This window comes from Arthrobacter sp. NPDC055585 (assembly GCF_053619115.1).
The window spans coordinates 59199-83386 of record NZ_JBSHIT010000008.1; the positions used below are offsets into that span (position 1 = coordinate 59199).

At 64.2% G+C, this 24188-nt stretch carries 23 protein-coding genes; 8 read left to right on the forward strand and 15 right to left on the reverse strand.

Annotated features, from left to right (window positions below; translation table 11 throughout):
• Positions 1-134 precede the first annotated feature (134 nt).
• The gene (locus ACWGQ2_RS13985) at positions 135-1823 is read left to right on the forward strand and encodes an MFS transporter (protein WP_452018261.1); all 1689 of its coding nucleotides are present in this window, start codon (positions 135-137) and stop codon (positions 1821-1823) included.
• 9 nt (positions 1824-1832) lie between these two features.
• Here ACWGQ2_RS13985 and ACWGQ2_RS13990 read toward each other — a convergent pair whose 3' ends face one another.
• Positions 1833-2273 carry a universal stress protein gene (locus ACWGQ2_RS13990; RefSeq protein ID WP_452018263.1) on the reverse strand — a complete coding sequence of 147 codons (441 nt, stop codon included), beginning with the start codon at positions 2271-2273 and terminating at the stop codon, positions 1833-1835.
• A 99-nt stretch (positions 2274-2372) separates the two neighbouring features.
• Between ACWGQ2_RS13990 and ACWGQ2_RS13995 the strand changes: the two genes are divergently transcribed.
• Together ACWGQ2_RS13995 and ACWGQ2_RS14000 are read left to right on the forward strand one after the other, a co-directional pair.
• A complete protein-coding gene (locus ACWGQ2_RS13995) occupies positions 2373-3575 on the forward strand; it encodes a multidrug effflux MFS transporter (protein ID WP_452018265.1) in 1203 nt (400 codons plus the stop codon).
• Between the two features lie 258 nt (positions 3576-3833).
• The gene (locus tag ACWGQ2_RS14000) at positions 3834-4742 is read left to right on the forward strand and encodes an SDR family oxidoreductase (RefSeq protein ID WP_452018267.1); all 909 of its coding nucleotides are present in this window, start codon (positions 3834-3836) and stop codon (positions 4740-4742) included.
• Between the two features lie 60 nt (positions 4743-4802).
• On the opposite strand, the gene ACWGQ2_RS14005 is transcribed toward ACWGQ2_RS14000, so the two are convergent.
• Positions 4803-5834: a hypothetical protein gene (locus ACWGQ2_RS14005; protein WP_452018269.1), complete on the reverse strand. Its 1032-nt coding sequence runs from the start codon at positions 5832-5834 to the stop codon at positions 4803-4805.
• A gap of 149 nt (positions 5835-5983) precedes the next feature.
• Between ACWGQ2_RS14005 and ACWGQ2_RS14010 the strand changes: the two genes are divergently transcribed.
• A complete protein-coding gene (locus tag ACWGQ2_RS14010; protein ID WP_452018271.1) occupies positions 5984-6484 on the forward strand; it encodes a DUF456 domain-containing protein in 501 nt (166 codons plus the stop codon).
• A 9-nt stretch (positions 6485-6493) separates the two neighbouring features.
• Here the strand turns inward: ACWGQ2_RS14010 and ACWGQ2_RS14015 are convergent, their stop codons facing one another.
• Positions 6494-7084 carry a dihydrofolate reductase family protein gene (locus ACWGQ2_RS14015; protein WP_452018273.1) on the reverse strand — a complete coding sequence of 197 codons (591 nt, stop codon included), beginning with the start codon at positions 7082-7084 and terminating at the stop codon, positions 6494-6496.
• 152 nt (positions 7085-7236) lie between these two features.
• On the opposite strand from ACWGQ2_RS14015, the gene ACWGQ2_RS14020 reads away from it, so the two are divergent.
• Positions 7237-7854 (forward strand): YdeI/OmpD-associated family protein, encoded by a 618-nt coding sequence (locus ACWGQ2_RS14020; protein WP_452018274.1) that lies wholly within the window; start codon positions 7237-7239, stop codon positions 7852-7854.
• Positions 7855-7916: 62 nt separating this feature from the next.
• Here the strand turns inward: ACWGQ2_RS14020 and ACWGQ2_RS14025 are convergent, their stop codons facing one another.
• Positions 7917-9425 (reverse strand): S10 family peptidase, encoded by a 1509-nt coding sequence (locus ACWGQ2_RS14025; protein ID WP_452018276.1) that lies wholly within the window; start codon positions 9423-9425, stop codon positions 7917-7919.
• A gap of 361 nt (positions 9426-9786) precedes the next feature.
• Here ACWGQ2_RS14025 and ACWGQ2_RS14030 point away from each other — a divergent pair, with 361 nt between their 5' ends.
• Positions 9787-11133, forward strand: coding sequence for an MFS transporter (locus ACWGQ2_RS14030; RefSeq protein ID WP_452018278.1), 1347 nt, complete (start codon positions 9787-9789; stop codon positions 11131-11133).
• Between the two features lie 92 nt (positions 11134-11225).
• Here the strand turns inward: ACWGQ2_RS14030 and ACWGQ2_RS14035 are convergent, their stop codons facing one another.
• The 3 genes from ACWGQ2_RS14035 to ACWGQ2_RS14045 form a co-directional block, all read right to left on the reverse strand.
• Positions 11226-11654 (reverse strand): META domain-containing protein, encoded by a 429-nt coding sequence (locus ACWGQ2_RS14035; RefSeq protein WP_452018280.1) that lies wholly within the window; start codon positions 11652-11654, stop codon positions 11226-11228.
• Positions 11655-11666: 12 nt separating this feature from the next.
• On the reverse strand, positions 11667-12662 hold the full coding sequence (locus ACWGQ2_RS14040; RefSeq protein WP_452018282.1) for a magnesium and cobalt transport protein CorA: 996 nt from the start codon (positions 12660-12662) through the stop codon (positions 11667-11669).
• Positions 12663-12740: 78 nt separating this feature from the next.
• Positions 12741-13340: a M23 family metallopeptidase gene (locus tag ACWGQ2_RS14045; RefSeq protein ID WP_452018284.1), complete on the reverse strand. Its 600-nt coding sequence runs from the start codon at positions 13338-13340 to the stop codon at positions 12741-12743.
• Between the two features lie 152 nt (positions 13341-13492).
• On the opposite strand from ACWGQ2_RS14045, the gene ACWGQ2_RS14050 reads away from it, so the two are divergent.
• Both ACWGQ2_RS14050 and ACWGQ2_RS14055 read left to right on the forward strand, forming a co-directional pair.
• Entirely contained in the window at positions 13493-14494 is a 1002-nt protein-coding gene (locus ACWGQ2_RS14050) for an acetamidase/formamidase family protein (RefSeq protein ID WP_452018286.1), read from the forward strand.
• 8 nt (positions 14495-14502) lie between these two features.
• Entirely contained in the window at positions 14503-15264 is a 762-nt protein-coding gene (locus ACWGQ2_RS14055; RefSeq protein ID WP_452018288.1) for an SDR family NAD(P)-dependent oxidoreductase, read from the forward strand.
• A gap of 91 nt (positions 15265-15355) precedes the next feature.
• On the opposite strand, the gene ACWGQ2_RS14060 is transcribed toward ACWGQ2_RS14055, so the two are convergent.
• The 8 genes from ACWGQ2_RS14060 to ACWGQ2_RS14095 form a co-directional block, all read right to left on the reverse strand.
• Positions 15356-15937, reverse strand: a complete 582-nt coding sequence (locus tag ACWGQ2_RS14060) for a dihydrofolate reductase family protein (protein ID WP_452018290.1) — start codon at positions 15935-15937, stop codon at positions 15356-15358.
• A gap of 250 nt (positions 15938-16187) precedes the next feature.
• Complete coding sequence (gene hpaD, locus ACWGQ2_RS14065; protein ID WP_452018292.1) at positions 16188-17258, reverse strand: 3,4-dihydroxyphenylacetate 2,3-dioxygenase; 1071 nt, start codon at positions 17256-17258, stop codon at positions 16188-16190.
• A 28-nt stretch (positions 17259-17286) separates the two neighbouring features.
• Entirely contained in the window at positions 17287-18804 is a 1518-nt protein-coding gene (gene hpaE, locus ACWGQ2_RS14070) for a 5-carboxymethyl-2-hydroxymuconate semialdehyde dehydrogenase (RefSeq protein WP_452018294.1), read from the reverse strand.
• Between the two features lie 42 nt (positions 18805-18846).
• Positions 18847-19524 (reverse strand): GntR family transcriptional regulator, encoded by a 678-nt coding sequence (locus ACWGQ2_RS14075; RefSeq protein ID WP_452018296.1) that lies wholly within the window; start codon positions 19522-19524, stop codon positions 18847-18849.
• The gene (locus ACWGQ2_RS14080; protein WP_452018298.1) at positions 19521-20984 is read right to left on the reverse strand and encodes a fumarylacetoacetate hydrolase family protein; all 1464 of its coding nucleotides are present in this window, start codon (positions 20982-20984) and stop codon (positions 19521-19523) included. The genes ACWGQ2_RS14075 and ACWGQ2_RS14080 overlap by 4 nt, the downstream gene beginning before the upstream one ends.
• Before the next feature lie 244 nt (positions 20985-21228).
• Positions 21229-22299 carry an RES family NAD+ phosphorylase gene (locus ACWGQ2_RS14085; RefSeq protein WP_452018300.1) on the reverse strand — a complete coding sequence of 357 codons (1071 nt, stop codon included), beginning with the start codon at positions 22297-22299 and terminating at the stop codon, positions 21229-21231.
• Positions 22296-23282: a sce7725 family protein gene (locus tag ACWGQ2_RS14090; RefSeq protein WP_452018302.1), complete on the reverse strand. Its 987-nt coding sequence runs from the start codon at positions 23280-23282 to the stop codon at positions 22296-22298. The genes ACWGQ2_RS14085 and ACWGQ2_RS14090 overlap by 4 nt, the downstream gene beginning before the upstream one ends.
• Positions 23240-24160 carry a sce7726 family protein gene (locus ACWGQ2_RS14095; protein ID WP_452018304.1) on the reverse strand — a complete coding sequence of 307 codons (921 nt, stop codon included), beginning with the start codon at positions 24158-24160 and terminating at the stop codon, positions 23240-23242. The genes ACWGQ2_RS14090 and ACWGQ2_RS14095 overlap by 43 nt, the downstream gene beginning before the upstream one ends.
• Positions 24161-24188 lie beyond the last annotated feature (28 nt).

Here is a 24188-nt window from a genome sequence, read left to right on the forward strand (position 1 = left end):
TACGCTACGCCATTCCGTGCTGTACAGTCTAGACGGTACAGTAACGTTTCGGGGTGGACCCGGCGGCTACTGGCATCTCTTTTTGACCCATCACTTTGCGGCAGGCGGAGCCCTGCCAAGTCCAAGGAGGAATTGTGCCTGCGGTACAGGAACGGCCCGTGCTTCAGCGGGCCGGAAAGCGTGAATGGCTGGGACTGGCGGTGCTGATGCTCGCCGTCCTGCTGGTAGCGGTAGACAACACCGTGCTCAGCTTTGCCGTCCCGTCCCTGTCCCGTGCCCTGGCACCGACCGGGACTGAACTGCTCTGGATCATCGACATCTACGCGCTGATCCTGGCCGGTCTGCTGGTGCCGATGGGCAGCCTGGGGGACAGGCTCGGACGGCGGAAGCTGCTGATGATCGGTACGGCCGGTTTTGGCCTGGTCTCAGTCGCGGCGGCCTTTGCCCCCACCGCCGGTGCCCTGATCGGCGCCCGCGCCCTGCTCGGTTTCTTCGGCGCCATGCTGATGCCTGCCACGCTTTCCATCATCCGGAACATGTTCGTGGTGCCCGGCCAGCGCCGGATCGCGATCGCCGTCTGGGCCGCCGGCTTCTCCGGCGGCGCTGCGCTGGGTCCGATTGTGGGCGGAACCCTGCTGGAACACTTCTGGTGGGGCTCGGTCTTCCTGCTCGCGGTACCGGTGCTGATCCCGCTGCTGGTCTTCGGCCCGAAGCTGCTGCCCGAATCCCGTGACCCCAAGCCGGGCAAGGTGGATCCGATCAGCATCCTGCTGGTCATGGCCACCATGTTCCCGCTGGTCTACGGCATCAAGTCCATCTCCACCCACGGACTCGACGCCTACTCCCTGCTGCCCATGGCCGCCGGCCTGATCTTCGGGTTTGCGTTTGTGCGCCGCCAGCTCAGCCGCTCCGAGCCGATGCTGGACGTGCGGCTCTTCCGCAACCCCGTCTTCACCGGGTCCATTTCGGCGAACCTGCTCAGCGTCTTCGCGCAGGTGGGCTTCATCCTCTTCCTCTCCCAGCACCTCCAGCTGGTGCTGGGGCAGACGCCCCGCGAAGCCGGACTGATGATGCTCCCGGGCCTGATGCTCACCGTGGTCGCCGGCCTCGCCGTCGTCCGGGTGGTCCGGCGCGTGCGCCCGGCCTACGCCGTCGCCGCAGGCCTGACCTTCAGCGCCGTCGGCTACACCGTGGTGCTGCTGACCGGACACGACGAGAGCCCGCTGGGACTGGTGATCGCCTTTATGATCCTGGGCATCGGCGTCGGCTCCGCTGAAACCATCTCCAATGACCTCATCCTCGGCAGCGTCCCGCCGGCCAAAGCGGGTGCGGCGTCGGCCATCTCCGAAACCGCCTATGAAGTGGGTGCCGTCCTTGGCACCGCCGTGCTGGGCAGCATCCTGACCGCGGGCTACCGCAACGGCATCGTGATCCCGGACGGCATGGATCCCGCCGCAGCAGCCGCAGCGTCGGAGACCCTCGGCGGCGCCGTCGAAGCAGCCAAGACCCTGCCCGGCCCGCAGGCCGCGGATCTGCTCACCTCAGCCCAGTCCGCGTTCGACTCCGGTGTGGTGGCGACGTCGCTGATCGGCATTGTGCTGATGGTGGCCGCGGCCGTTGGAGCCGTCTATACGCTGCGCCGGGTTGCTGCGGACAAGGATGCAGCTCCTGAGGCTGACGCCGTGACCGACGCCGGTGCTCCCGCCGACCCGTCGGCTGCACCTGAGGCTGCGCTCACCGCTCCGGGCGGACTTGCCTCAGAGGAAGAATCCGAAGCCGCAGCGCAGGCTGAACGCCAGGACGCCTGCGCGGTCCGCCGCTAGCGGCAGCAGCTAGTCCTTCTCCGGCGGATGGACAATCAGCACGGGGCAGTGGGCGTGGGCTGCAGCGGCGGAGCTGACTGAACCCAGCAGCAGCCCCGCGAAGCCGCCCCTGCCCCGGCTGCCGAGCACCAGCATCTGTGCGCCCTTGCTGGCCTCCACGAGCACCTGCACCGGCTGGCCGGACACAACGACCTTCCGGAGTCCTTCCGGAACGTCCTCGCCGAAGGCTTCAAGTACGGCGAGGTTGAGGGCTTCCTCGGCATCCACCCGCGGTGACCACTCCGTGGACGCCACGGGAGCGGCAAGCGAGATCGGAAATGACCAGACCGTGACCGCCTCCAGCCGGCACTGCAGGAGTTCTGCCAGCCGGCGGGCCGTCTGCAGCGCCACGACTGACAGGGCGGAACCGTCTACGCCCACCACGATCAGGTTGTCTTGGTTGGTTGTCATGGTTCCAGTCCCGTCTCTAGAGGCGACGCATCCCTGCCAAAAGTCTGCCGCCCACGCCCGCTTTTCACTAGAGGCGGGCATTGTTCGTACTATCAGCAGGTGCCCGCCAAAGAGTCCAAGCCCCAGGCTGCTGCCCCGCTGGGCGCCGGCCTGCTGCTGGTGCTCGCCTTCTTGGCTGCCACGGGACCGTTCACAACGGACCTGTACCTGCCGTCCTTTCCGGGCATAGCGGCAGACCTGGACGTCCCGGCGTCGGGGGTGCAGCTGACCCTGACCGCCTTCCTGACCGGCATGGCCGCCGGCCAGCTGGGGTTCGGTCCCATCTCCGACCGGTACGGCCGCACCCGTCCGCTGCTGATCGGAACCGGTGCCTTTGTGCTCGCCTCGATCGCCTGCGCGGCCGCACCAAACCTGGGTGTGCTGATCGCTGCACGCTTTGTGCAGGGCCTGTGCGCGGCGTCCGGTCCGGTGATTGCCCGCGCCGTGGCCGCCGACCTGACTTCAGGACCGGCAGCGGCACGCACCTTCAGCCTGCTCATGACCATTGGCGGTGTAGCTCCCGTGGTGGCCCCGGTTGTTGGCGGCCTGCTCACCGGGCTCTGGGGCTGGCGCGGGGTGCTCTGGACGCTGGCGGGAATTGCCGTGCTGATGTTCATCTGCGCGGCCGGCGCCGTGCGGGAGAGCCTGCCGGCGGAGCGCCGCTCCACGGGACCGCCCTTCGCAGGTCTGGGGGTGGTGCTGCGCCGCGGCCGCTTCCTGGGCTACGTGCTGCTGTTCGCGAGCTCCTTTGGGGTGCTGATGAGCTACATCTCCGCATCCCCCTTCGTCTACCAGAGCATCATGGGTCTTGGGCCGGAAACCTACGGGCTGATGTTTGGCCTGAACGCCGCAGGCATGGTGACGGCCGGATTCATTGCCGCACGGCTCAGCCGCCGGGTGCCTCCCCGCCGCACCGTTCTGCGGGCTGTGAGCGTGCTGGTGGGCTTCGCCGTCGTGCTGCTGGTCCTTGTTCTCGCAGCGGTTCCGCCGCTGCTGCTGGCGCTGCCCCTGTTCTGCATGGTCTCCTCCCTGGGATTCATCATGGGAAACACGACGGCGCTGGCCCTCGCCCAGGCAGAGGGCGCCACCGGCAGCGGCAGTGCGGTGCTCGGCGGAGCCCAGTTCCTGATGGGCGCGGCCGTCTCGCCGCTGACCGGTCTGGGCGGGGAATTCACGGCCTTCCCGCTAGCGCTGGTGATGATGGGTTCGGCGCTGCTGGCGGCCACCGCATTGTTCCTGACCCGCCAGCGGCATTCCGCGTAGACTGTGGGGACCATGCGACACATGAACAAGTACCGCACGCCCATTGTCTGGCTCCTGATTATCGGCCTGGTTGGCAGCATCAGCGTCGGATTCCTCGGCCTCTTCTTCTAGGCCCTCCAGCTTCCTTTCCCCGCCCGGCCAGTGGCCGGGTTTGCTCGGCGTGGCCGTTCCGCAATAGGATACTAAGCATGCTTACCTAAGTAGGCGGCCGCGAGTTGCGGCTCCATATCCATGAACAATGGGAAGTGGGGAAACTTAATGGCCAACGAAAACACTTCGGACCAGTACACATTCCAGGATCCGGTCAACCGGTATCCCTCGGTCAGCCCGCCCAAGCAGGATCAGCCCGAGCCCGGCCTCGACGCGGACCTTGAGCCCAAGACAGACCGCGGCGAGGATTCCTACCGCGGAACCGGGCGGCTTGAAGGACGCAAGGCACTGATTACCGGCGCGGATTCCGGAATCGGTGCGGCGGTGGCCATTGCCTTCGCCCGGGAAGGCGCCGACGTCGCCCTCTCCTACCTGCCGGAGGAAGAGGAAGATGCCGCCAGGGTCATCGAGCTCATCAAGGATGCCGGCCGCACCGCCGTCCCGCTTCCGGGTGATCTCCGGGACCGCGAGTACTGCATCCAGGTGGTGCAGGATGCCGTTGACGGCCTGGGCGGCCTGGACATCCTGGTCAACAACGCCGGCAAGCAGGTTGCGGTGGAGAACCTTGAAGACCTCAGCGACGAACAGCTCGATGACACCTTCAAGACCAACATCTACTCGTTCTTCCGGGTGACCAAGGCAGCGCTTCCGCACCTGCCGGCCGGCTCGAGCATCATCAACTCGACGTCGATCCAGGCCTACAGCCCGTCTCCGCACCTGCTGGACTATGCGAGCACCAAGGCTGCGATCAACAACTTCACCAAGGGCCTGGCCCAGCAGCTGGCGCCGAAGGGAATCCGCGTGAACGCGGTGGCACCCGGCCCGTTCTGGACACCGCTGCAGGTTTCCGACGGACAGCCCAAGGATGCCCTGCCGGAGTTCGGCAAGGACACGCCGCTTGGCCGCGCCGGCCAGCCGACTGAGCTTGCCCCGGCCTACGTCTTCCTGGCGTCCCCGGAGTCCAGCTACGTGGTGGGCGAAACGCTGAACGTCAACGGTGGCATGCCCAGCCCCTAAGCTCCATGTAAAAAGCCGGCCCTGCAGTTCAACTGCGGGGCCGGCTTCTTGCTGTCCGGGCTAGGCCGTTGCCGGCGTGAACTTGGCGCGGTCCACCCTGCGGTGGAAGCGCATGCCGGCCAGTCCGCCCAGGATCGCACCGACCAGGCTGACCACCACGGTGGCCAGAAGCGCCAGCCAGGATCCGGCGCTCACCTGGCTGAGATCCTGCGGCAGGGGAGCCACGGAGTTCAGCTGGGTGAGGCTGCGGATGTCATCGTTGAAGATCAGGCCAAGGACAATAACGACGGCGGCAGCCACCAGGGCCCACAGCCAGACGGCCACGCCCTGCTTGGCGCCGTTGAAGCGGGCCATCCGGCCGGCAACGTAGCCGCCCGCGTAGTAGGCCAGCAGCAGCACAATCAGGGTAATGATCGCGCCGATCAGCCCCGAGGACTGGTTCGCAGCCGCCTGGTCCAGTGCTGCGCCCAGGTCCGTGTCCGTTGAAACGCCGACGGCGGCCCCAATGGCAGCGGCCAGCGCCGACAGCAGGACCACCATTCCGGTAGCCGTCAGCCAGCCAAAGAACGCTGCGCCGAACTTGATGCCGCCAAAACGCTCCCGTTCGGCGGCCAGCAGCGCTTCCCGGTTCGGCATGACCGGCTGCTCGGCGGTCCGGTGGTGACCGTCGTGTCCGGAGGCTGCTGCGCCGGTTTCGTCCCTGGGTGCCGCGCGGCGCCCGGTGCCGGCCGGAGCCGCATCGGTGCGGTAGGCGGCGTCGTTCGGGTCCCTGGTGCCGGTGACGCTGTCATTCAGCACCTCGGTGTCATTAGCGCTTGTGCTGCCGGTGCCACCTGGTGCGCCAGTGCTGCCTGGCGTATCGGCGCGGCCGGTGCGTTCAGCGCGGGGCTGCGTTTCCAGCCGGCGGGTGACGTCCGGTTCGTTTGTGGTGCCGGAGGCGCTGGAAGCGTCCGGGGTATGCGGCGTACCGGGACCGTTTGCTGCACCGGGTGTGCCGGTGACTCCGGCGTCCGCGTCCTCGCGGGGAGGAACATCGTCTGCCTGCCTGCGGCGGGGATCGCCCGCAGCGGTGCTGCCTGAATCCATGCTCATCTGCTTCTCCTCTTGCCGTTGGGGGTGCGGACTGAAGGTGATGACTTCATAAGTAACCTTACTGTAGCGCCGCAAAGCGGATTTCGGCCGGACTGGCCGGCAATGCACCCTGAAACAGTGTTGCCCCGCCGCGTGGAAGACTTGGCTGCATGGATACGGACCTCATCATCACCCTCGTCGCCGGCCTGCTGATAGCTGTGGGCGTGGCCGGCATTGTGGTGCCGGTCCTTCCAGGCAGCATCCTGATTCTGCTGGGGTTCCTGGGCTGGGCGATCGGGGTAAGCAGCGGCGCCGGCTGGTGGTCCTTCGCCTTTGGGGCGCTGTTCGCGCTGTCCGGGCTCTCCGCCAGTGCTGTCCTGACCGGCAGGAAGCTGAAGCAGCGGAAAATCCCCAACCGGTCCGTCCTGGTGGGACTCGCTGTGGGCATTGCCGGAATGTTCTTTATCCCCGTCGTGGGGCTGATCGTCGGCTTCGCGGGCGGTCTGCTGATCAGCGAGTATGTCCGCCAGCGCAGCCTGCCGGCTGCGGCGTCCTCGTCCTGGGCGGCGCTGAAGGCCACCGGTCTGGGGATGCTCGTGGAACTGGGGCTGGCGCTCGCTGCTGGAACCGCCTGGATCATCGGCGTCTGGGTCCACTTCGCTACGCGCTAGCGCAGCGGATCACTGCCGGCCGGAGTGGCGGGAGCGACCGGACCGCCTGGGCCGGTAGGTGCGGCCAAAACTGCGCTCCGCACCCTCGATGATGCCGGTCAGCTCCCAGTCGTAGCGCCGTCCGCCGGGAACTTCGAAGATGCGGATCCCGTCGCCCAGCAGGACGGGAGCAACAAAGACCTGAAGCTCATCGATGAGGTCATGTTCCAGCGCCTGCCGGGCGATGTCCGCACTGATGATCTGCACGTCCTTCTCCCCGGCGATCTCCTGTGCCCGGCGCACGGCCTCCACGACTCCGCAGTTCAGTGCGGTCACCGAGGAATCACCGGCGAGTTCTTCCGGGCGGTGGGTGAGAATGAACTCGGTCCCGGACCAGGCACCGCCGTACGCCTCGGCCGTTGTCTCGTCCCGCTGCTCCTGCTGTGCCTTGGCGGCGTCGTAGCCGTTCCGCCCGGAGATGATGACCCCCACGGCCTCAGCCATCCGTTCAGTGATCCCAGGCGGCAGCGGCTCCAGTGCGTCAAACCAGCTCATGTCGTGGCCGGGTCCGGCCAGGAAACCGTCAATCGAACTGGTAAATCCCCACGCCACCTTGCCCATGGCCTGCCTCCTGTTGGTGTCCGCCGGGCCGCGCCGGCCGGCCGCTTGCTGGAGAAGCTACCGAACACGGTGGTTGTGCCACAAGCGGGTCCTCCTCCCAGGGGGGAGGCATGCGGACAGAAGCTGTCCTCAATCTGGGGAATACTCGAATCATGCCAAAAGACCCGCCGTCCCCGTCCGCCGGGACACCGGTCAACGCGGAGCGCAGCGCTCCGCCGGAGCTGGTAGTCGCCGACGCCGCTGCCTGGCGTGCCTGGCTGGGGGAGAATGACGCAGCGAGCGACGGCGTGTGGTTGATCCTCGCGAAAAAGGGCACGCTGGCCCCAACGGCGCTGACCTATGCTGAGGCGCTGGAAGAGGCCTTGTGCAGCGGCTGGATCGACGGCCGGAGGAACACCGTGGACCATAAGACCTACCGCCAGCACTTTACGCCCAGACGGGCACGGTCCCTCTGGTCAAAGCGGAATGTGGAACTGGTCGCCGGGCTTATCGAAGCAGGCCGAATGCGCGGACGCGGGCAGGCCGAGATCGACCGGGCCAGGGCCGACGGCCGCTGGGACCGCGCCTATGGCGGACCGGCCGCGCTCGAGGTTCCGGCGGATCTGCAAGCTGCCCTGGCGGCGGTTCCGAAGGCAGCGGAGGCGTTCGGTGAACTGGGGCGTTCAGCGCGGTATCCGATCCTGCACACGGTGGTTACCGCACCGAATGACAAGGTGCGGGCAGCCCGCATCGCCCGGCAGGTCGCCCGCCTGGCCGGCGGCGTTACGTAGGGCGGCGTTACCTAACCGGCGGAGTTCCCCAGCCGGCGGGTGCCTCCGCGGCGGCAGGGCAGTCAGCCCGCAGGCGGCGCAACGAACTCGGCCAGCGCCTGCAGCTGCCCCAGGCGCGCTTCGGGCTGCAGGTACATCATGTGCCCGGCTTCGTAGTAGTGGTGGGTGAACCGGGCACGTGCCTCCTCCGTCAGGCGCATGTGCGCCCACACGTACTCCGCCGCAAAGTGGGGTGTGGCGCCGTCGTAATAGCCGTAGTCCACATGCACCCGCAGGCGCCGGTTGTGCGCCATCAGCCGCTCCAGGGTCTGTGTGACGTCGATGGGTACACCCTCAAACTCCTTGTAGCTCCACGGCTGGACCCGGCCGGTGAGGATCTCATAGGGCAGGTCGTTCTCGTAGCCGAGTTCAGCGCGGACGTAATGGTTGATCGCCGCCGCGTAGGGGCCGTTGATGGCTGCCAGGCTGGGATCGTCCCAGTTCGTGGACGCCTGGGGGTCTTCGGCAGGGGCGGTGAAGCGTCCGTCGATCCGCCCAACCGCCAGCTCCTGTTCGCGGAGCAGCTCGGCGGAGAACTGCGCGTAGTCCCAGCGCAGATTGGTGCGGCGGATGAACCCTGGGTCCAGAGTGGTGAGTTTCGCCAGCTGCTGCACCGCGGCGTCGTATTCCTCCGGCGTCAGGCGTGAACCCTGGCTGAGCGCGTAGCCGTAGTCCCTGGCTGCGTATTCCTCGGCCTCGCGGACCACGTCCGCCAGCTCCCGGCCCGGATGCCGTCCGTGGTAGAACGCAATGGCGGCATAAGTGGGCAGGTGCAGCGCGTAGGGAGTGTCCACGCCCGGAGCGAACGTGAGCGTGCCCAGGTTCAGGACCGTGGAGATCAGGCCGAGTCCGTTGACGGACATGCCGTAGGCGTCGAACAGGCGGCCGGCGACGGCGACGGCGCGCAGGGTTCCGTAGGATTCTCCCACCAGATACTTGGGGCTCAGCCAGCGGTTGTTGCGGGTGGTCCAGAGCCGGATGACCTCGGCGACCAGATCGCGGTCCTGTTCGAAGGCGTGGAACTCGTCCGCAGTATTTCCGTCCACTACCCGGGAGAAGCCGGTGTTTACCGGGTCGATCATCACCAGGTCGGCGTGCTCCAGCAGGGTCTGCGGATTGTCGAGGAGGCCGTAGGGCGGCGGGGTGAGGGTTCCGGCGTCGCCGGAATTCACCAGGCGCGGGCCCAGCAGGCCCAGGTGCAGCCAGACCGAGGACGAACCCGGACCGCCATTGAACGCGAAGACCACCGGGCGCGGGTTCGGAACGTCCGTCTCCGTCCGGTCCGCGGTGTAGGCGGTCAGGAAGATCTCCGCCTTGGGCTTGAATCCGTCCGCCTTGCCGTCGGAGGTTTCTTCCCGCCGGAACACCACACGGCCGGTGGTGGTGGTGTACTCGAGGCCGGAGGGCAGACGGTGGCTGCGCTGCACCAGGTCATCGGTAACGTCCCCGGGCCCGGTGTCCGACGGCGAAAGACCGGCCGGTTTGCCGGTGGGCTCCGGCGCGGGGCCGGCTTCTGAAGGCTGTGAAGGCATCCGTCCAGCCTAGCGGCCAAAAACCCGGCTTGTGTGCTCAATCACACCTCATCTATAGTTCCACTAGTTCGTTATAAGAATCATGTGTTCAATTATCGAACTGCTGTATTTACGGAGCGACGGAGCAGTGCGGATGAGACCCATTCAGCCACTCCGCCGTCCACCCGGACCAGGGCCTGCGGGTCCGCTGAAAACTGCTGGAGCTATGGGCTGCATGCCTGGACAGCAACATTTCTGAGGATCGGGTTGTCATAAACGGAAAACAGTGTGTTCCCGGTCACAGATCAAGGTATCTTGATGCGACAGGTTACCGACCGTTCTTTCAGTAATGTTTCCCCAGTCAACAAATAATGGAGTTTCGATGACTACAAAAAGCGCGTCTGCTGCGCCGTCCCAGCGGATGAGCCGGGAGGAACGCAAGGTACTTGCGGGCACCCTGGTTGGTACCACTATCGAGTGGTACGACTTCTTCATCTACGCCCAGGCTGCAGGCTTGGTGCTCGCGTCCCTGTACTTCGCCCCGCTGGGCGAAGGCACCCCACTGGCGCAGGTCGTCTCCTGGGCCACCATCGGCATCAGCTTCCTCTTCCGTCCGCTGGGCGCCATTGTCGCCGGCCACCTGGGCGACAAGCTGGGACGTAAGAAGATGCTGGTCTTCACCCTGATCATGATGGGTGCCGCCACGGCGCTGATCGGCGTGCTGCCGACCTACGCGCAGATCGGTGTTGCTGCTCCGATCCTGCTCCTGGTCCTGCGTATCCTGCAGGGCTTCTCCGCCGGCGGCGAATGGGGCGGCGCTGCGCTGCTCTCCGTTGAGCATGCACCCATCAACAAGCGCGGCTTCTTCGGTGCCTACCCGCAGATCGGCGTGCCGATCGGCATGATCCTGGCAACGTTCGTCATGTTCCTCCTGACCAGCTCGATGAGTGAAGAGGCTTTCCTAGAGTGGGGCTGGCGTGTTCCGTTCCTGCTCTCGGTGGTCCTGATCTTCGTGGGATACTTCATCCGCCGCTCGGTGGACGAAAGCCCGGTCTTCAAGGAAATGCAGGAGCGCAAGAAGGACTCCTCCGCGCCGCTCGGCAAGCTCTTCAAGTACAACTCCCGCGAGGTCATCCTTGCCGCGCTGATCTTCATCGCCAACAACGCCGCCGGTTACCTGGTCATTGCGTTCTTCGCCTCCTACGCCGGCAAGGCGCTGGGCATGGAGCGTCCGTCGGTGCTGCTGGCCACCACGGTTGGCTCCTTCGGCTGGCTCATCTTCACCATGTACGGCGGCATCCTGTCGGACAAGATCGGCCGCGTGCGCACCTTCCAGATCGGCTACGCCTGGGTGTTCCTCTGGGCCATCCCGATGTTCCTGCTGATCGACACCGCAAACGTGTTCCTGTTCGGTCTGTCCATCTTCGTGCTGACCATCGGCCTGGGCCTGTCCTACGGCCCGCAGTCTGCGCTGTACGCCGAGATGTTCCCCGCCAGCATCCGCTACTCCGGCGTTTCCATCGGCTACGCGATCGGCGCCATCCTGGGCGGAGCCTTCGCTCCGATGATCGCCCAGCTCCTGCTGGATGAGACCGGCTGGTCCGGCTCGATCGGCATCTACATCATGGTTCTCTGCGTCATCTCCTTCGGTGCCGTGACCATGGTCAAGGAGACCAAGGGTGCAGACCTGGGCATCGAGGATTCGCACCGCGCTCCGCAGTCCAAGTAAGCCTTTCTCGACCCCCCCCACAACGAGATAACAGAAACTGCCCGTATCAGTCCTGATACGGGCAGTTTCTGTCATTTCGATGAGGGGGGACGCTACCGGGTGAGGGAGCCGATCTGGTTGCCGGCGCCGTCGTACACCAGCAGCGTGTCCTCGGCCGGGACCGCGGTGGCCGCCGAAGCCAGCCACTGGTCCACGTCGGGGCAGGCCATCAGGGTCATGGCCACCTCCTGGAACTGGACCGTTCCGTCCTCCATCACCCAGTGGCCCATCATGCGGTTGCACCCGTCGGTGCCGGTCAGCCGCCCGTCCTTGTGCAGCTCCAGGGACGGTTCCCGGGAGTTCTCCGGGTTGCCCCAGATCCCTTCGGCGGCGGCCGCATCGGATGAAGAAGCCGGGAGCGACGGCGCTCCGCCGTCGCTCCCGGAGTCATCCGGTGCCGGGCCCGGCGAGCCGGGATCCGCGGCACAGGCGGACACGCCCAGCAGCAGAGCCAGGGCAAGAAGCGAAAACCGGGTGCGCATAATCGAGGCCTCCTAGAGCCAGTTGTTCCGTTTGAACGCTGCGTAGAGCAGGATGCCGAGCACCACCATCAGGGCCAGCGCCATGGGATAGCCAAGCGCCCAGTCCAGCTCCGGCATGTTCCGGAAATTCATACCGTACACGGTCCCCACCAGCGTGGGAGCAAAGAGGATGGCAGCCCAGGAGGAGATCTTTTTGGTCTGTTCATTCTGCGCGATGGAAGTCTCCGCGAGGCGGTTCGACGCCAGTGTGGAGCTGAGGGCCAGGGCGTTGTCCAACAGGGACCGGTAGGCCGTGATGCGGTCGATCAGACGCAGGACGTGGTCCAGGACATCACCCAGCCGGTCCTTGAGTTCGGGCGGAACGGCGTACTTCTCCGGGTTCTGCTGCAGCTCGCCAACCACCGTTTCCAGCGGGCTGATGGCCCGCTGGCAGCCGATGACCTCCCGGGAGAGTTCATAGATGCGGCGCGAGACTTCGGCATCGCCGCCGAAGAGCTGGTCCTCGATCTCATCAATGTCATTCTCAAGTCCGGCGGACACCGGGGCGTACTCATCCACCACCTGGTCCAGGATGGCGTACAGCACCGCCTGCGGGCCAAGGGAGAGCAGATCCACCTCGTGTTCCAGGCGCTTGCGGACCCGCGCAAGGTCAGGCGACTCAGCGTGCCGGACGGTCACTACAAAGTTCGGGCCCACAAAAAGGTGCAGTTCACCGAGTTCCACGCGTTCGACGTCGTCAAGGTAGCGGGCGGGTCGCAGCACCACAAAAAGCTGGTCGCCGTACTGCTCCAGTTTGGAGCGCTGGTGTCCGGCCAGTGCATCCTCGACGATCAGCAGGTTCAGTCCGAACTCCTCGGAGACGGCCAGCAGCTCGATGTCATCCGGACGGTAAAGGCCAATCCAGGCCATGCCACCGGATTCCCGGGTGAGATCAAACGTCTCCTCGAGAGTCTCGGGGCTGTGCAGACGCTTCCCGTCCACATACACGGCGTTATCGACCAGTGTCACTGCTGCCTCCTTGCGCCCCCGGTTCGTTCTGTCCTCCCGAGCCTACTTCGCCCGGGAACCGGAAATGGCCAGCCGGACCTAGCCGGCGCTGAAGACCTCGGCATTGCGCGGCAGCCATGCCTCCCCGGTCCCGGGATGCCGAAACGCCAGTGGCAGCCCGCGCGCGTGCTCCCAGTCCATCGAATCGCACACCTGGACATGGACATGGGGTTCGGTGCTGTTGCCCGAGTTGCCGCACTCGCCCAGCACCGTTCCGGGTCTCACACGGTCCCCGGGCACAACCCGGACAGATCCGCGGCGCAGATGCGCCAGCAGCACGAAGGCCGCCTCCGGCCCGCCGCCGGTCGCGAGCACCACATGGTTGCCGGCGATCCCCGGCGGGCCCTGCCGGACACGCTCGCGCTGCGTGAGCGCATAGCCGGCCAATGAAAGCGGCGAGCGGCGCGCCTTGTGGTCCGGTTCGCCGTCGTGCACTGCCGCAACCGTTCCGGCAACCGGAGCCAGCACCGGAACGCCGAACCCGGTGAACCTCTCCGGACCCTCGGTGCCCAGGACGGCACGCCACGACGGCGGTGCGGAGCGGCCCTGGGAATCCACGGCCACAAAGTCGATGGCGTAGGTGGTGCCGAGCAGGTGGGTTCCGTGGCTGGGTACCCGGTTGGCCGGACTGTTCTGCACAGTCCAGCGTCCTGTGAAGGGGAAGTCCAAAAGCAGCGGGTCCATCCTCTCAGAGTAGGGCCGGGGCTCGGGCCTGGCCCGGCACTGGCCCGGCCGGTCCGCGCCACGGCCGCTATATCCAGAACCTAAAACCTCGGCTAGGCTCGCGGCGCATGGAGATCATTGAGTATCGCCCACGCCCGGACCAGCTGGTTTACACCTTCGGCGGTGCTGAGCCGGTGATGCGGATCAAGCCGGGAACCGCGCTGAAACTTTGGTCGGAGGACGCCTTCAACAATGCGCTGACCTCCGTGGACGATCTCTCCAGTGAGAAGGTCAACCTGAACTTCGTGAACCCGCAGACCGGCCCGTTCTATGTGGAAGGGGCCGAGCCCGGTGACACACTGGCGCTGCACATCGTCGAGCTGATCCCGGCCCGGGACTACGGCGCTTCCGCCACCATCCCGTTCTTCGGCGGCCTGACCAGCACCGACCGCACCGCGTTCCTGCAGGATCCGCTGCCGGACACCACCTGGATCTACCACGTGGACTCCGCCCGGCAGACTGTCGGTTTTCAGGCGAGGTTCGGGGACTTCGACGTCGCGCTGCCGCTGGAGCCGATGCTCGGCACCGTGGGCGTGGCTCCGCCCGGCGGCGAAGTCCGGTCTTCCCTGGTGCCCGAGCGGTTCGGCGGCAACATGGACGCCCCCGAGGTCAAAGCCGGCACCACCGTGTACCTGGGCGTGAACCAGCCCGGTGCACTCTTCTCGATTGGCGACGGGCACTACCGGCAGGGCGAGGGCGAGGCGTGCGGCACCGCCGTCGAAGGCGCCATGCACTCCACGATCCTGGTGGAGCTGATCAAGGGCGGCGCACCGGCCTGGCCGCGGCTGGAGACCGATGGCGAGTGGATGGCCGTCGGATCCTCCCGTCCCATGGAGGATTCCTGGCGGATCGGACAGGTGGAAATGGTGCGCTGGTTCGGTGAGCTGTTCGGCCTGCACCAGATGGACGCCTACCAGTTGCTCACCCAGACCGCCCAGGCACCGATCGCCAACGCCGTGGACGCCAACTACTCAGTGGTGGTCAAGGCCCGCAAATCCCTGTTCCCGAAGGCCGACGCGTACGACGGCCTGCACGCCGACCTGCGCCGGCGCAGCGCAGAACTTCTCTAGGAGCACTCATGGACCTGCAGTTGAACGGCAAGACGGCACTGGTCACCGGCGGAACACGGGGGATCGGGCGGGCCATAGTGGAGGCGTTCGCCGCGGAGGGCGCGAACGTTGCCTTTTGCGCCCGGGACGCAGCGGAGATTGCTGCGACGGAAGCAGACCTCGCTGACAGTGGCGTGAAAGTGGAGGGCACGGTCCTGGACGTGGGCGACGGCGATGCCGTGGCCGCTTGGGTTGATGCCGTCGCCGCGGGCTTCGGGGGACTGGACGCGGTGGTGAGCAACGTCAGTGCGCTCGCGATCCCGGACACGCGCGAATCCTGGGAAGCGAGCCTGAACGTGGACCTGATCGGCACCGTCCGGCTGATGCAGGCGGCGATCCCGCATGTGGGCCGCAGCGACTCGCCGTCGCTCGTGGCCATCTCCAGTGTCTCCGGCCGGGAGGTGGACTTCGCCTCCGGACCGTACGGAACGGTGAAGTCCGCGCTGATCGCCTACATGGCAGGGCTGGCCTTCCAGCTGGCCGAAACCGGGATCCGCGCTAACACTGTCTCTCCGGGCAACACCTATTTCGACGGCGGCGTCTGGCAGGGACTCGAAGCGGATGCTCCGGAAATGTTCAGCGAGTCCCTTGCCCTGAACCCCACCGGACGGATGGGCACACCGCAGGAGGTTGCCGACGTCGTCGTTTTTGTCTCCAGTCCGCGTGCCTCCCGGATGACCGGCGCGAACGTCCTCGTGGACGGCGGCCTGTCCCGCGGGATCCAGTTCTAGCCGTTTAGGGTCCGTTCCGGAATTGCTCCGGTTTGTGACAATCGCTCCGCGGCGTACCGGAGCGATTGCACAAAGCGGAGCGGAACCGCGTCTAGCGGCGCACCGGATAGCGCAGGTGCAGCACCCGGCTGCCCTGCAGCACCACAACCGGGTCACGCAGCAGGTGTTCGGCGTGGACCGCACCGAAGTAGCGTTTCCCGGCACCGAGCACCACGGGGACCATGTCCATCCGCACCTCGTCCACGAGCCCGGCAGCGAACACCTGCCCGCCGACGTCGCCCGCCGCCACCTCCACAACCCGGTCCCCAGCAAGGTCCTGCGCCCGTTCCATGGCCTCGGCGATGCTGCCGGCGAAGGTGAACGGCGCGTCCGGATCCCAGTCCTCCGGTGCGGGGCGGTGCGTCACCACAACTACATGCGGCACTCCGCCCGGGGGTTGTCCGCCCCAGCCGTCGGTCAGGTCGAACACGTGGCGGCCGACGATGGTTGCGCCAATTGAATCCCAGTACGGGCGGGTGTGGTCGAAGGACACCTGGGAGACCTTCAGCAATCCGCTCTCATCCAGCGGCACGTCCCCTTCCAGCAGCCACTCGAAGAGCGCGCCGGGCTGGTCCTGCTCGTCGGCGATGTACCCGTCGAGTGACACCGTGCTGTTCAGAACGACCTTGCCCATGGGGGGACTCCTGCGGTTCGGGGGAGAGGAATAAGTATGGCCGACTCGCAGCGGCCGGACCAGCCCCCTGGTGAAACGGTTCGCCTGCCGCCCTTCCCACCCTTCGTGACGGCTGTTACCTGGAGTGGTCACACCTGGCTACAGCAGTAACAGAGCGTGGGAAGCACGGCAGGCCAACCCGACCCAGCCCCCACGAAAACGGGAGGGGCAGCCAAAGCTGTCCCTCCCGCCGTCGTAATTCAGCTAGACCCTAGAGCTGCGAACCGACCTTGAAGTCGGTCTCGTCGCCGCGGGTGTAGGAGAAGCCGTCAGCGCCGATGGTCACTTCCATTTCGGAGGAGTCGGTGCGGGCAACAACTTCCTGCGGGTTGCCGTCCAGGTCCAGGACCAGGGAGGCCTCGGTGTACCAGGACGGAACAACGGGGTTGCCCCACCAGTCGCGGCGCTGGTTGTCGTGGACGTCCCAGGTGATGGTGGGGTTGTCCGGGTCGCCGGTGTAGTAGTCCTGGGTGTAGATCTCGATGCGGTGGTCGTCCGGATCCAGGATGTAGAGGTAGAACGCGTTGGAGACGCCGTGGCGTCCGGGGCCGCGTTCGATCCGGTCGGAGATGCGCAGGGCGCCCATCTTGTCGCAGATCTGGATGATGTTGTGCTTCTCGTGCGTGGCGAACGCAACGTGGTGCATGCGGGGGCCGTCGCCGCCGGTGAGGGCGGTGTCATGCACGGTGTCCTTACGGTGCAGCCACGCAGCGTAGGTGACTCCCTCGGAATCCTTGATGTCCTCGGAAACGCGGAAGCCCAGGTTCTCCAGGTAGGCGCGGCCGCGGGGAACGTCCGGGGTGACCTGGTTGAAGTGGTCCAGGCGCACCAGCTCGCCGGCGGAGTAGAGATCGTAGCGCTGGGTCAGACGCTCCACGTGGTCAACGTGGTAGAAGAACTCGTACGGGAAGCCCAGCGGATCCTCCACACGGACGGAGTCGCCCACGCCCTTGGTGAAGCCGTTGGCGCGGCGCTCGGTGCGGCAGCCCATTTCCTTGTAGTACGCCTCGGCGATGTCCACGTCTTCCGGGGTGCGCACGCGGTAGGCGAAGGACGCGACGGCGGCGACCGGTCCCTTGCGCAGCACCAGGTTGTGGTGGATGAACTCCTCGAGGGAGCGCAGGTAGATGGCGTTCTCATCTTCCTCAGTCACGTGCAGGCCGAGCACGTCCACGTAGAACTCGCGGGACTTGGCCAGGTCAGTGACCACCAGTTCCATGTAGGCGCAGCGGACAATGTCCGGCGGGTTGATGGACGGCTTGGGAATGGGGTTGGCGTTCATGGTTCTCCTTCGAACAGAGCGGGGGGATTTAGGCGTCGGTCTTGGCGGCGTCGTCGGTGCCGAACTTGGGCGTGTGCACCTTGCCGAGGGTGATGTGCACGGCCTGCTGGTCGGTGTAGAAGTCGATCGAGCGGTAGCCGCCTTCATGGCCGAGGCCGGAGGCCTTCACGCCGCCGAACGGGGTGCGCAGGTCGCGGACGTTGTGGCTGTTGAGCCACACCATGCCGGCCTCGGTGTTCTGCGCGAAGTTGTGCGCGCGGGTGAGGTCCTGGGTCCAGATGTAGGCGGCCAGGCCGTACTTGGTGTTGTTGGCCAGCTCCAGGGCTTCCTCTTCGGTGTCGAACGGGGTGATTGCGACGACGGGGCCGAAGATCTCCTCCTGGAAGATCCGCGCGTCGGGCTTCACGTCGGCGAAGACGGTGGGAGCAATGTAGTTGCCCTCTTCCAGGCCTTCGGGGCGGCCGCCGCCGGCCAGCAGGCGGCCTTCGGTCTTGCCGATCTCCACGTAAGAGGCAACCTTGTTGAAGTGCTCCGGGTGCACGAGCGCACCAACCTGGGTCTTCGGATCGTGGGGATCGCCGACGACGATGGTCTTTGCGCGGGCGGCGTACCGTTCGCAGAACTCGTCATAGACCGGGCGCTCCACCAGGATGCGGGAGCCGGCAGTGCAGCGCTCGCCGTTGAGGGAAAAGACGCCGAACAGGGCGGAGTCCAGGGCGGCGTCGAGGTCCGCGTCCGCGAAGACCACGCACGGGCTCTTGCCGCCGAGCTCCATGGACAGGCCCTTCAGGTTCTCTGCCGCGTTGCGGAAGATGGTCTGGCCGGTGGTGGTCTCGCCGGTGAAGGAGATCAGGGGAACCTGCGGGTGCTTCACCAGCGCGTCGCCGGCTTCCTCGCCCAGGCCGTTGACCAGGTTGAACACACCTGCCGGAACGCCGGCTTCGGTGAAGATGTCCGCCCAGAGGGAGGCGGAGAGCGGGGTGAACTCGGCGGGCTTGAGCACCACGGTGTTGCCGGTGGCCAGCGCCGGGGCGAGCTTCCAGGATTCGAGCATAAACGGCGTGTTCCACGGGGTGATCAGGCCGGCGACGCCGATCGGCTTGCGGTTCACGTAGTTGATCTGGGAGCCGGGGACCTTCATGGCGTCGTCGAACTGGGCGACGATCAGGTCTGCGAAGAAGCGGAAGTTCTCGGCGGCGCGCAGGGCCTGGCCTTTGGCCTGGGTGATCGGCAGGCCGGTGTCGAAGGTTTCCATCTCGGCCAGGCGTTCTTCCTGGGCTTCGACGGCGTCGGCGATCTTGTTGAGGATGCGGGCGCGCTCACGCGGCTTCATCTTCGGCCACTGGCCGTTCACGAAGGCTTCGCGGGCGGCAGCGACGGCGGCGTCGATGTCCTCCTTCTGGCCCGCGGCGGCGGTGGCGTAGTTCTGGTTCGTTACCGGATCCAGCACGTCGAAGGTGGCGCCGTTGATGGAGTCCACGAATTCGCCGTTGATGAAGTGCTGGATGTGGGTCGGAAGGTTCTCCGGGATGTAGTGCTCAGCCATGGGGCGTCTCCTTTGATGCGGGGGTCTGTGGCGGTTCTGTGTTTATGGGGTGGAGCTTGCGGGGGTGTGCTTGAGGTAGGCGTCGAGCGTGGCGATCCGGTGGGCGCGGGCCGCGGCCTCGATGGTGCCGGCGTCGGCCTTTGCCTCGATCAGTTCGAGCAGGCGCTCGTGCTCGGCAACGGAGTCCTGGGCCCGGCCCGGAACGTAGCTGAAGGTGGAGGAGCGCAGGGCGCCCAGCCGGTTCCAGCCGCGGTGGACCAGGTCCAGGATGTGCGGATTGGGGCAGTTGGTGAACAGGGCCGAGTGGAACTCCCGGTTCAGGGCGGTGAAGCGGACCGGATCGAAGTGCTCCAGGCAGTCGCGCATCTGGGCGTTGATTTCCTTGGCCTTCGTCAGGTCCTCTGCCGTGACGAGCGGTGCGGAGAGCGCCGTCGCGTACCCTTCCACCAGGCTCAGGGTCTGCATGGTGTAGAGGTACTCGGTGGGGTCGATGCCGGTGACAGTGGCGCCGACGTTCCGCTCGAACCGGACCAGCCCTTCGGCCTCCAGCCTGCGGATCGCCTCCCGGACCGGGACGGCGGAGCAGCCCAGGTCCGCGGCGATCCGGCCGAGCACCAGGCGGTACCCGGGGCCGTATTCACCGGAGGCGATCTTCGACTGGACGGTCTGGTAGGCCTGTTCGGCCTTGCTGACCGTCCCAGCGTTGGACGAGGTGCTCATTCCGCCGCCCAGGCCTCGTACTTTTCCTTCCACGCGGCGTTCATCGGGTACAGGCCGTCGACGCTATTGCCGGCCTTGACCATTTCGGCGATGAACTCTTCCTGGTGTTCCTGCTTGATGCAGGCTTCCACCAGTTCTTCGGCAATGGCCGGCGGGATGACCAGGATGCCGTCGTCGTCGGCCACGATGATGTCACCGGGCTGGACGGTGGAGCCGCCGCAGGCGATGGTGATGTCCGTGTCCCAGGGGATGTGCCGGCGGCCGAGCACGGCGGGGTGCGGGTTGGCGCAGTAGACGGGCAGGTCGAAGCTGGCGACGGTGGAGTAGTCGCGGACGCCGCCGTCGGTGATGATGGCTGCGGCGCCGTTGTGCATCGCGCGGAGGGCGAGGATGTCGCCCAGGGTGCCGGTGCCCTTTTCGCCGCGGGCTTCCATGACCAAGACTTCGCCGTCGCGGACGGAGTCGATGGCGCGCTTCTGCGCGTTGTAGCCGCCGCCGTGGGTCTTGAAGAGGTCCTCGCGGTTGGGGACGTAGCGCAGGGTGCGGGCGGTGCCCACTACCTTGCGGCCGGTCTTGGTGCCGGTGAGGCCGTCGATGGAGACGTTGTTCAGGCCGCGGGCGCGCATCTGCGAGCTGAGAGTGGCGGTGGCGACGGATTCGAGTTTGGCCTTCAGCTCCAGGGTAAGTGCGGGCTGCTTCGGGGTGAGTCCAGCCTTTTCGGCGGTGCCCCAGGCTTCCTCGCGCTGCTTGTCATCGATCTTGGGCTGCGCGCCGAAGGGCGCCAGCGGCGTCGTGCCTTCGGTGACGGTTGTGCTCAGGCGGCCGGTGGTCTGGCCTGTGGAGGGGGAGTCAACTTCAATTTCGACGACGTCGCCCGGGACGGCCACGGAGGCGCCGGCGGGGGTGCCGGTGAGGATCAGATCTCCGGGTTCGAGGGTGAGCAGCTGGGAGAGGTCGGCGACCAGCTGGGCGAAGGGGAAGAGCAGGTCTGCGGTGGTGTCATCCTGGGCGAGTTCGCCGTTGACCCAGGTGCGGATGCGCAGGGCTGCGGGGTCCACGGATGCGGCGTCGAGGATGGCCGGGCCCACGGGGGTGAAGCCGTCGCCGCCCTTGGAGCGGAGGTTGGAGCCTTTGTCTGCCCAGCGGAGGTCGTACACGCCGAGGTCGTTGCTGGCGGTGACGCCGCCGACGTAGCTCCAGGCGTCTTCAACAGAGACGCGGCGGGCGGTCTTGCCGATGATCAGGGCGATTTCGCCTTCGAAGCCGAGCAGTTCGCAGCCGGCCGGGCGCTCCACCGTGCCGCCGGTGAGGGCGAGGGAGGAGCTGGGCTTCAGGAAGTAGGAGGGCTGCTCGGGGGTGCGTCCGCGTTCTGCTGCCCGGCTGGGGTAGTTGATGTGGACGGCGATGACCTTGCCGGCCTGTGCCAGTGTCTCCGATGTGGCGGTGCTGCTCGTGGACATCTCACTCCTGGATCAAGTACGAAATCGTATATGATCCATAGTGCCTTGTGGGGTGGGTCACGTCAAGGGGGCGTGAGTGGGTATTGCACAAGCCACAGCTCTGGGGCGGGACCGGGGGAGGAACTGTCTAACCCCTGCCCAATCGGCTATGCATTTACGAGTGGCTGGGACTGACGAGTTCCTGAGAGTTCAACGGGCCGTCGCTCCGCAGGCCAGAAAGGGCTTGATCGAAGTAGGAAAACGCTTAGGAAGAAACCTTCTCGACACTGAGATCGTTTTTGACAACCCGGTACAATTGAACCTTTTTAGTCGCGTCTACGAATTCATCGCTAAATAATACAAGATTTTTTCCAGACGCACTCAAAGTGCTTGGGTAAACCACCCCATCAAGCCCCAGGTACTTGGAATACTCACAGAGAAACTGTGTGGAGACGTAGTCCATTTGGCTGTCTGCACTTAGAGCAGGTTTGGAGATCTCCTCACCCAATCTCGTAAGGAACGCACGTGCCTGTAGATAGCTTTCAATGTCGCCATCGTTGATAAAAGGACTCAATAAATCAATTTCTGCTAGATCCAAAACTCTAACAGGCGAAAGCGTCTTGTATTCTGCAATAGACAGATAAGAATTTACGCCCCCCCTACATTCAGCGGCGCACGTTTCTTTATCCGTCGCGAGGTAAAGATGCGGGATGCCGACAGGGTTACCCCTACCGCCTGTTGCTACATCTGCTGGAGGCATTCCCATCTTGGAAAGTGGTAATTTCTTGGCAGGGGAGGAAATCCGCCCACGATAATATATCTGACCAGATTCAATTTTCCGTGCGTTATCGGTGATGACGACACCCAGAGAAATTAAAACTTCATCCCAATAACTACTGCTGCTCTGAGTGCCAGAGGACAACTTTCTGGGGCCAAAAAACCTGTTTACTGTTTTGATGTGGTGAATAAATTCATCCCATGCCGAAACATAGTCGATGACTCCGGTGGTATTCATCCTGCGCGACATCACTCCATTCTGAAGCAAAGAGTGAGGCTTGGTAAAAGCTGCATTCAGGAACTGTCGGATTCTGACTGGATCATTAAAGCTGAAACACTCCCAGTCGGCAGCGATGAACTCTTCTATAGGTCTTCCTGTCGAATGGTCTGCAACTTCGTAGTTGTCCAGAAGGGCAGCAAACTGATCCTCCCAGTCCCTGACGTCCCAAACTTTAGACTCTCTCGCTCCCGGGCAGAAGTCACAGACGCCTATGGACGACTTGACTGTGGCAACATAAATGGGCCCGTCGCCGGCGAAGCAGGAACGGCAAGCTTTCACAGCTGGGCTATCGCTTCTTGCATAACATATATATGGTTCTGGATGGATAACTTCTTCAGCGATCCCAGGCCGGGGAAGCCGCCTTCTGAATGCAAGAGCCGGTATTTTTCCAGGGCCATATTTTCCAACCCGGTTTCATCTGCAAAATCTACGAGCTTTTTTACCGCTTCTGCGAACTTTCCCGCAGTGTCGGACGAATCAAGATTGGAGTCGGACGCAAAATGTCTAATAAAGATAGGCCCTTGACCCCTTTTTTGGAATGTCAGATGAAGGACTACGGCGCGTGGAAGTCTACCTCCATCTTGATACTCGGAGCCAATGGTTTGAAAATCGGATATTCCTTCGTAGCCATCCATTGAATAATACAAGTGTTCATCCGAGAATATTTGTTCGGGAACATTTACATAATCTAAATTTCGGATCTGCTTAGGGAACTGGTCTTTCCACTTCACTGTCGGAATGGATTCCCACCTGCCTCTGTAGGCCTCGAAGCTGTCCAACCGGCTGTATAAGCGCAGTGCCGACTTAGACGTAGCGAACTGTCGTTCGACATCATATTCATCCAACAATTGAATTACCTGGTCTTGGTTTTCTGGGTAATCGAGGTGGAGGAGTGTGACTTTCTTGTTTGTGCTTGAGAGATTGGCCAATTGACCTACTAGTTCCATAATACTAGTTGTGGGAGTTATTAGCATGCCGAGATTGATGTGACCGGTCAGCTCTGGCTTATCATTTAAGAATTCGATGATGGTCTTCGTGGATTGACCATCTCTCGCCAGATCTCCAACTTGAGGGTTCAAGATGAGAGTGCATTCGATACCGTTATCTCGAAGCTCGGTGATGCAGCGCTCCAGTGCACCTTTTTGCAGGACCCGGACAGGTTCAATTACTGGGTGGACCCATTTCTTCAACGTTCCACTCTGTGCCATTTCCTTAACGGCTAAGAGCTCGAACTGCTTTCCGCGTAAATAGGGGAAGTACATTTGCCTACGCTGCCTCTCAGCCACTGGTCAACACGTTCATGTTCTGAACGACTAAGATCCAACTGCAAGTATACATAGCGCAACGGATCACATACTGCGCCTACCGCAAGCTCTGGTTCCCGTGGTTTTCGTAATCTCAGAACGTCTTCGAAGTATCTCTGATATACCGTCGGTTCGATTGTGGTTGCCATATCCAAGCAGGCAGAAAAATGGCGGGTGCTCGGCACTGATGGGCTGCCTCCGAAGTGCCGAACTAGGATGTCCGTATACTCGCCCTTGCGGAGCGACTTCATCATCGTAGTGACATCTAGATTGTCGGAAGAGTCTCTAGCGACCCGTTTGGTGGCGAGCGTGTGCCGTGTGGTCAACGCGAGGAGACCGGCATTGGTACCGTCCACTATGTCGGCGTAAGCATCGATCATTGACTCGTGAACGACTACGTTTACTTTGCGAAAAACTCTATAGTAATCTGCCAGTTGTTTGTGCAGTTTGGCGGCGGAGTCCAGTTCGGTTTTTATCTCGTATGCGGTTGCTTCACCGTTGATTATTACTGTATCAACGCAGGACGCACCTACAGCGAACTCGTTGATCATTGTGGCAGTACGCAAGTTGTGGCGGCCCAGCAATATTTTCGTGGTGATAGCGGATTTGTAAATGTGCTCGTTCCGATACGATCTACGAAGTAGTGTGTCTAGTATCTCCAGCGCTTCGTGACGAGGTGCGTCGCTGGACACCACACCGGCGGAGGCGAGCGATTCTAGAACTTTCTCAGCGTGGTCGGGCCGCTTACCTCTCGCAATTTGACGGAAGGTCGCGGATGAGAAAAGTGACGCTGCAAGTCTCGCGAGCCGGGCGTCAAGCATGATCATCACTGCCATCCGTCCTCATTTGTCGCATTCTCCCATT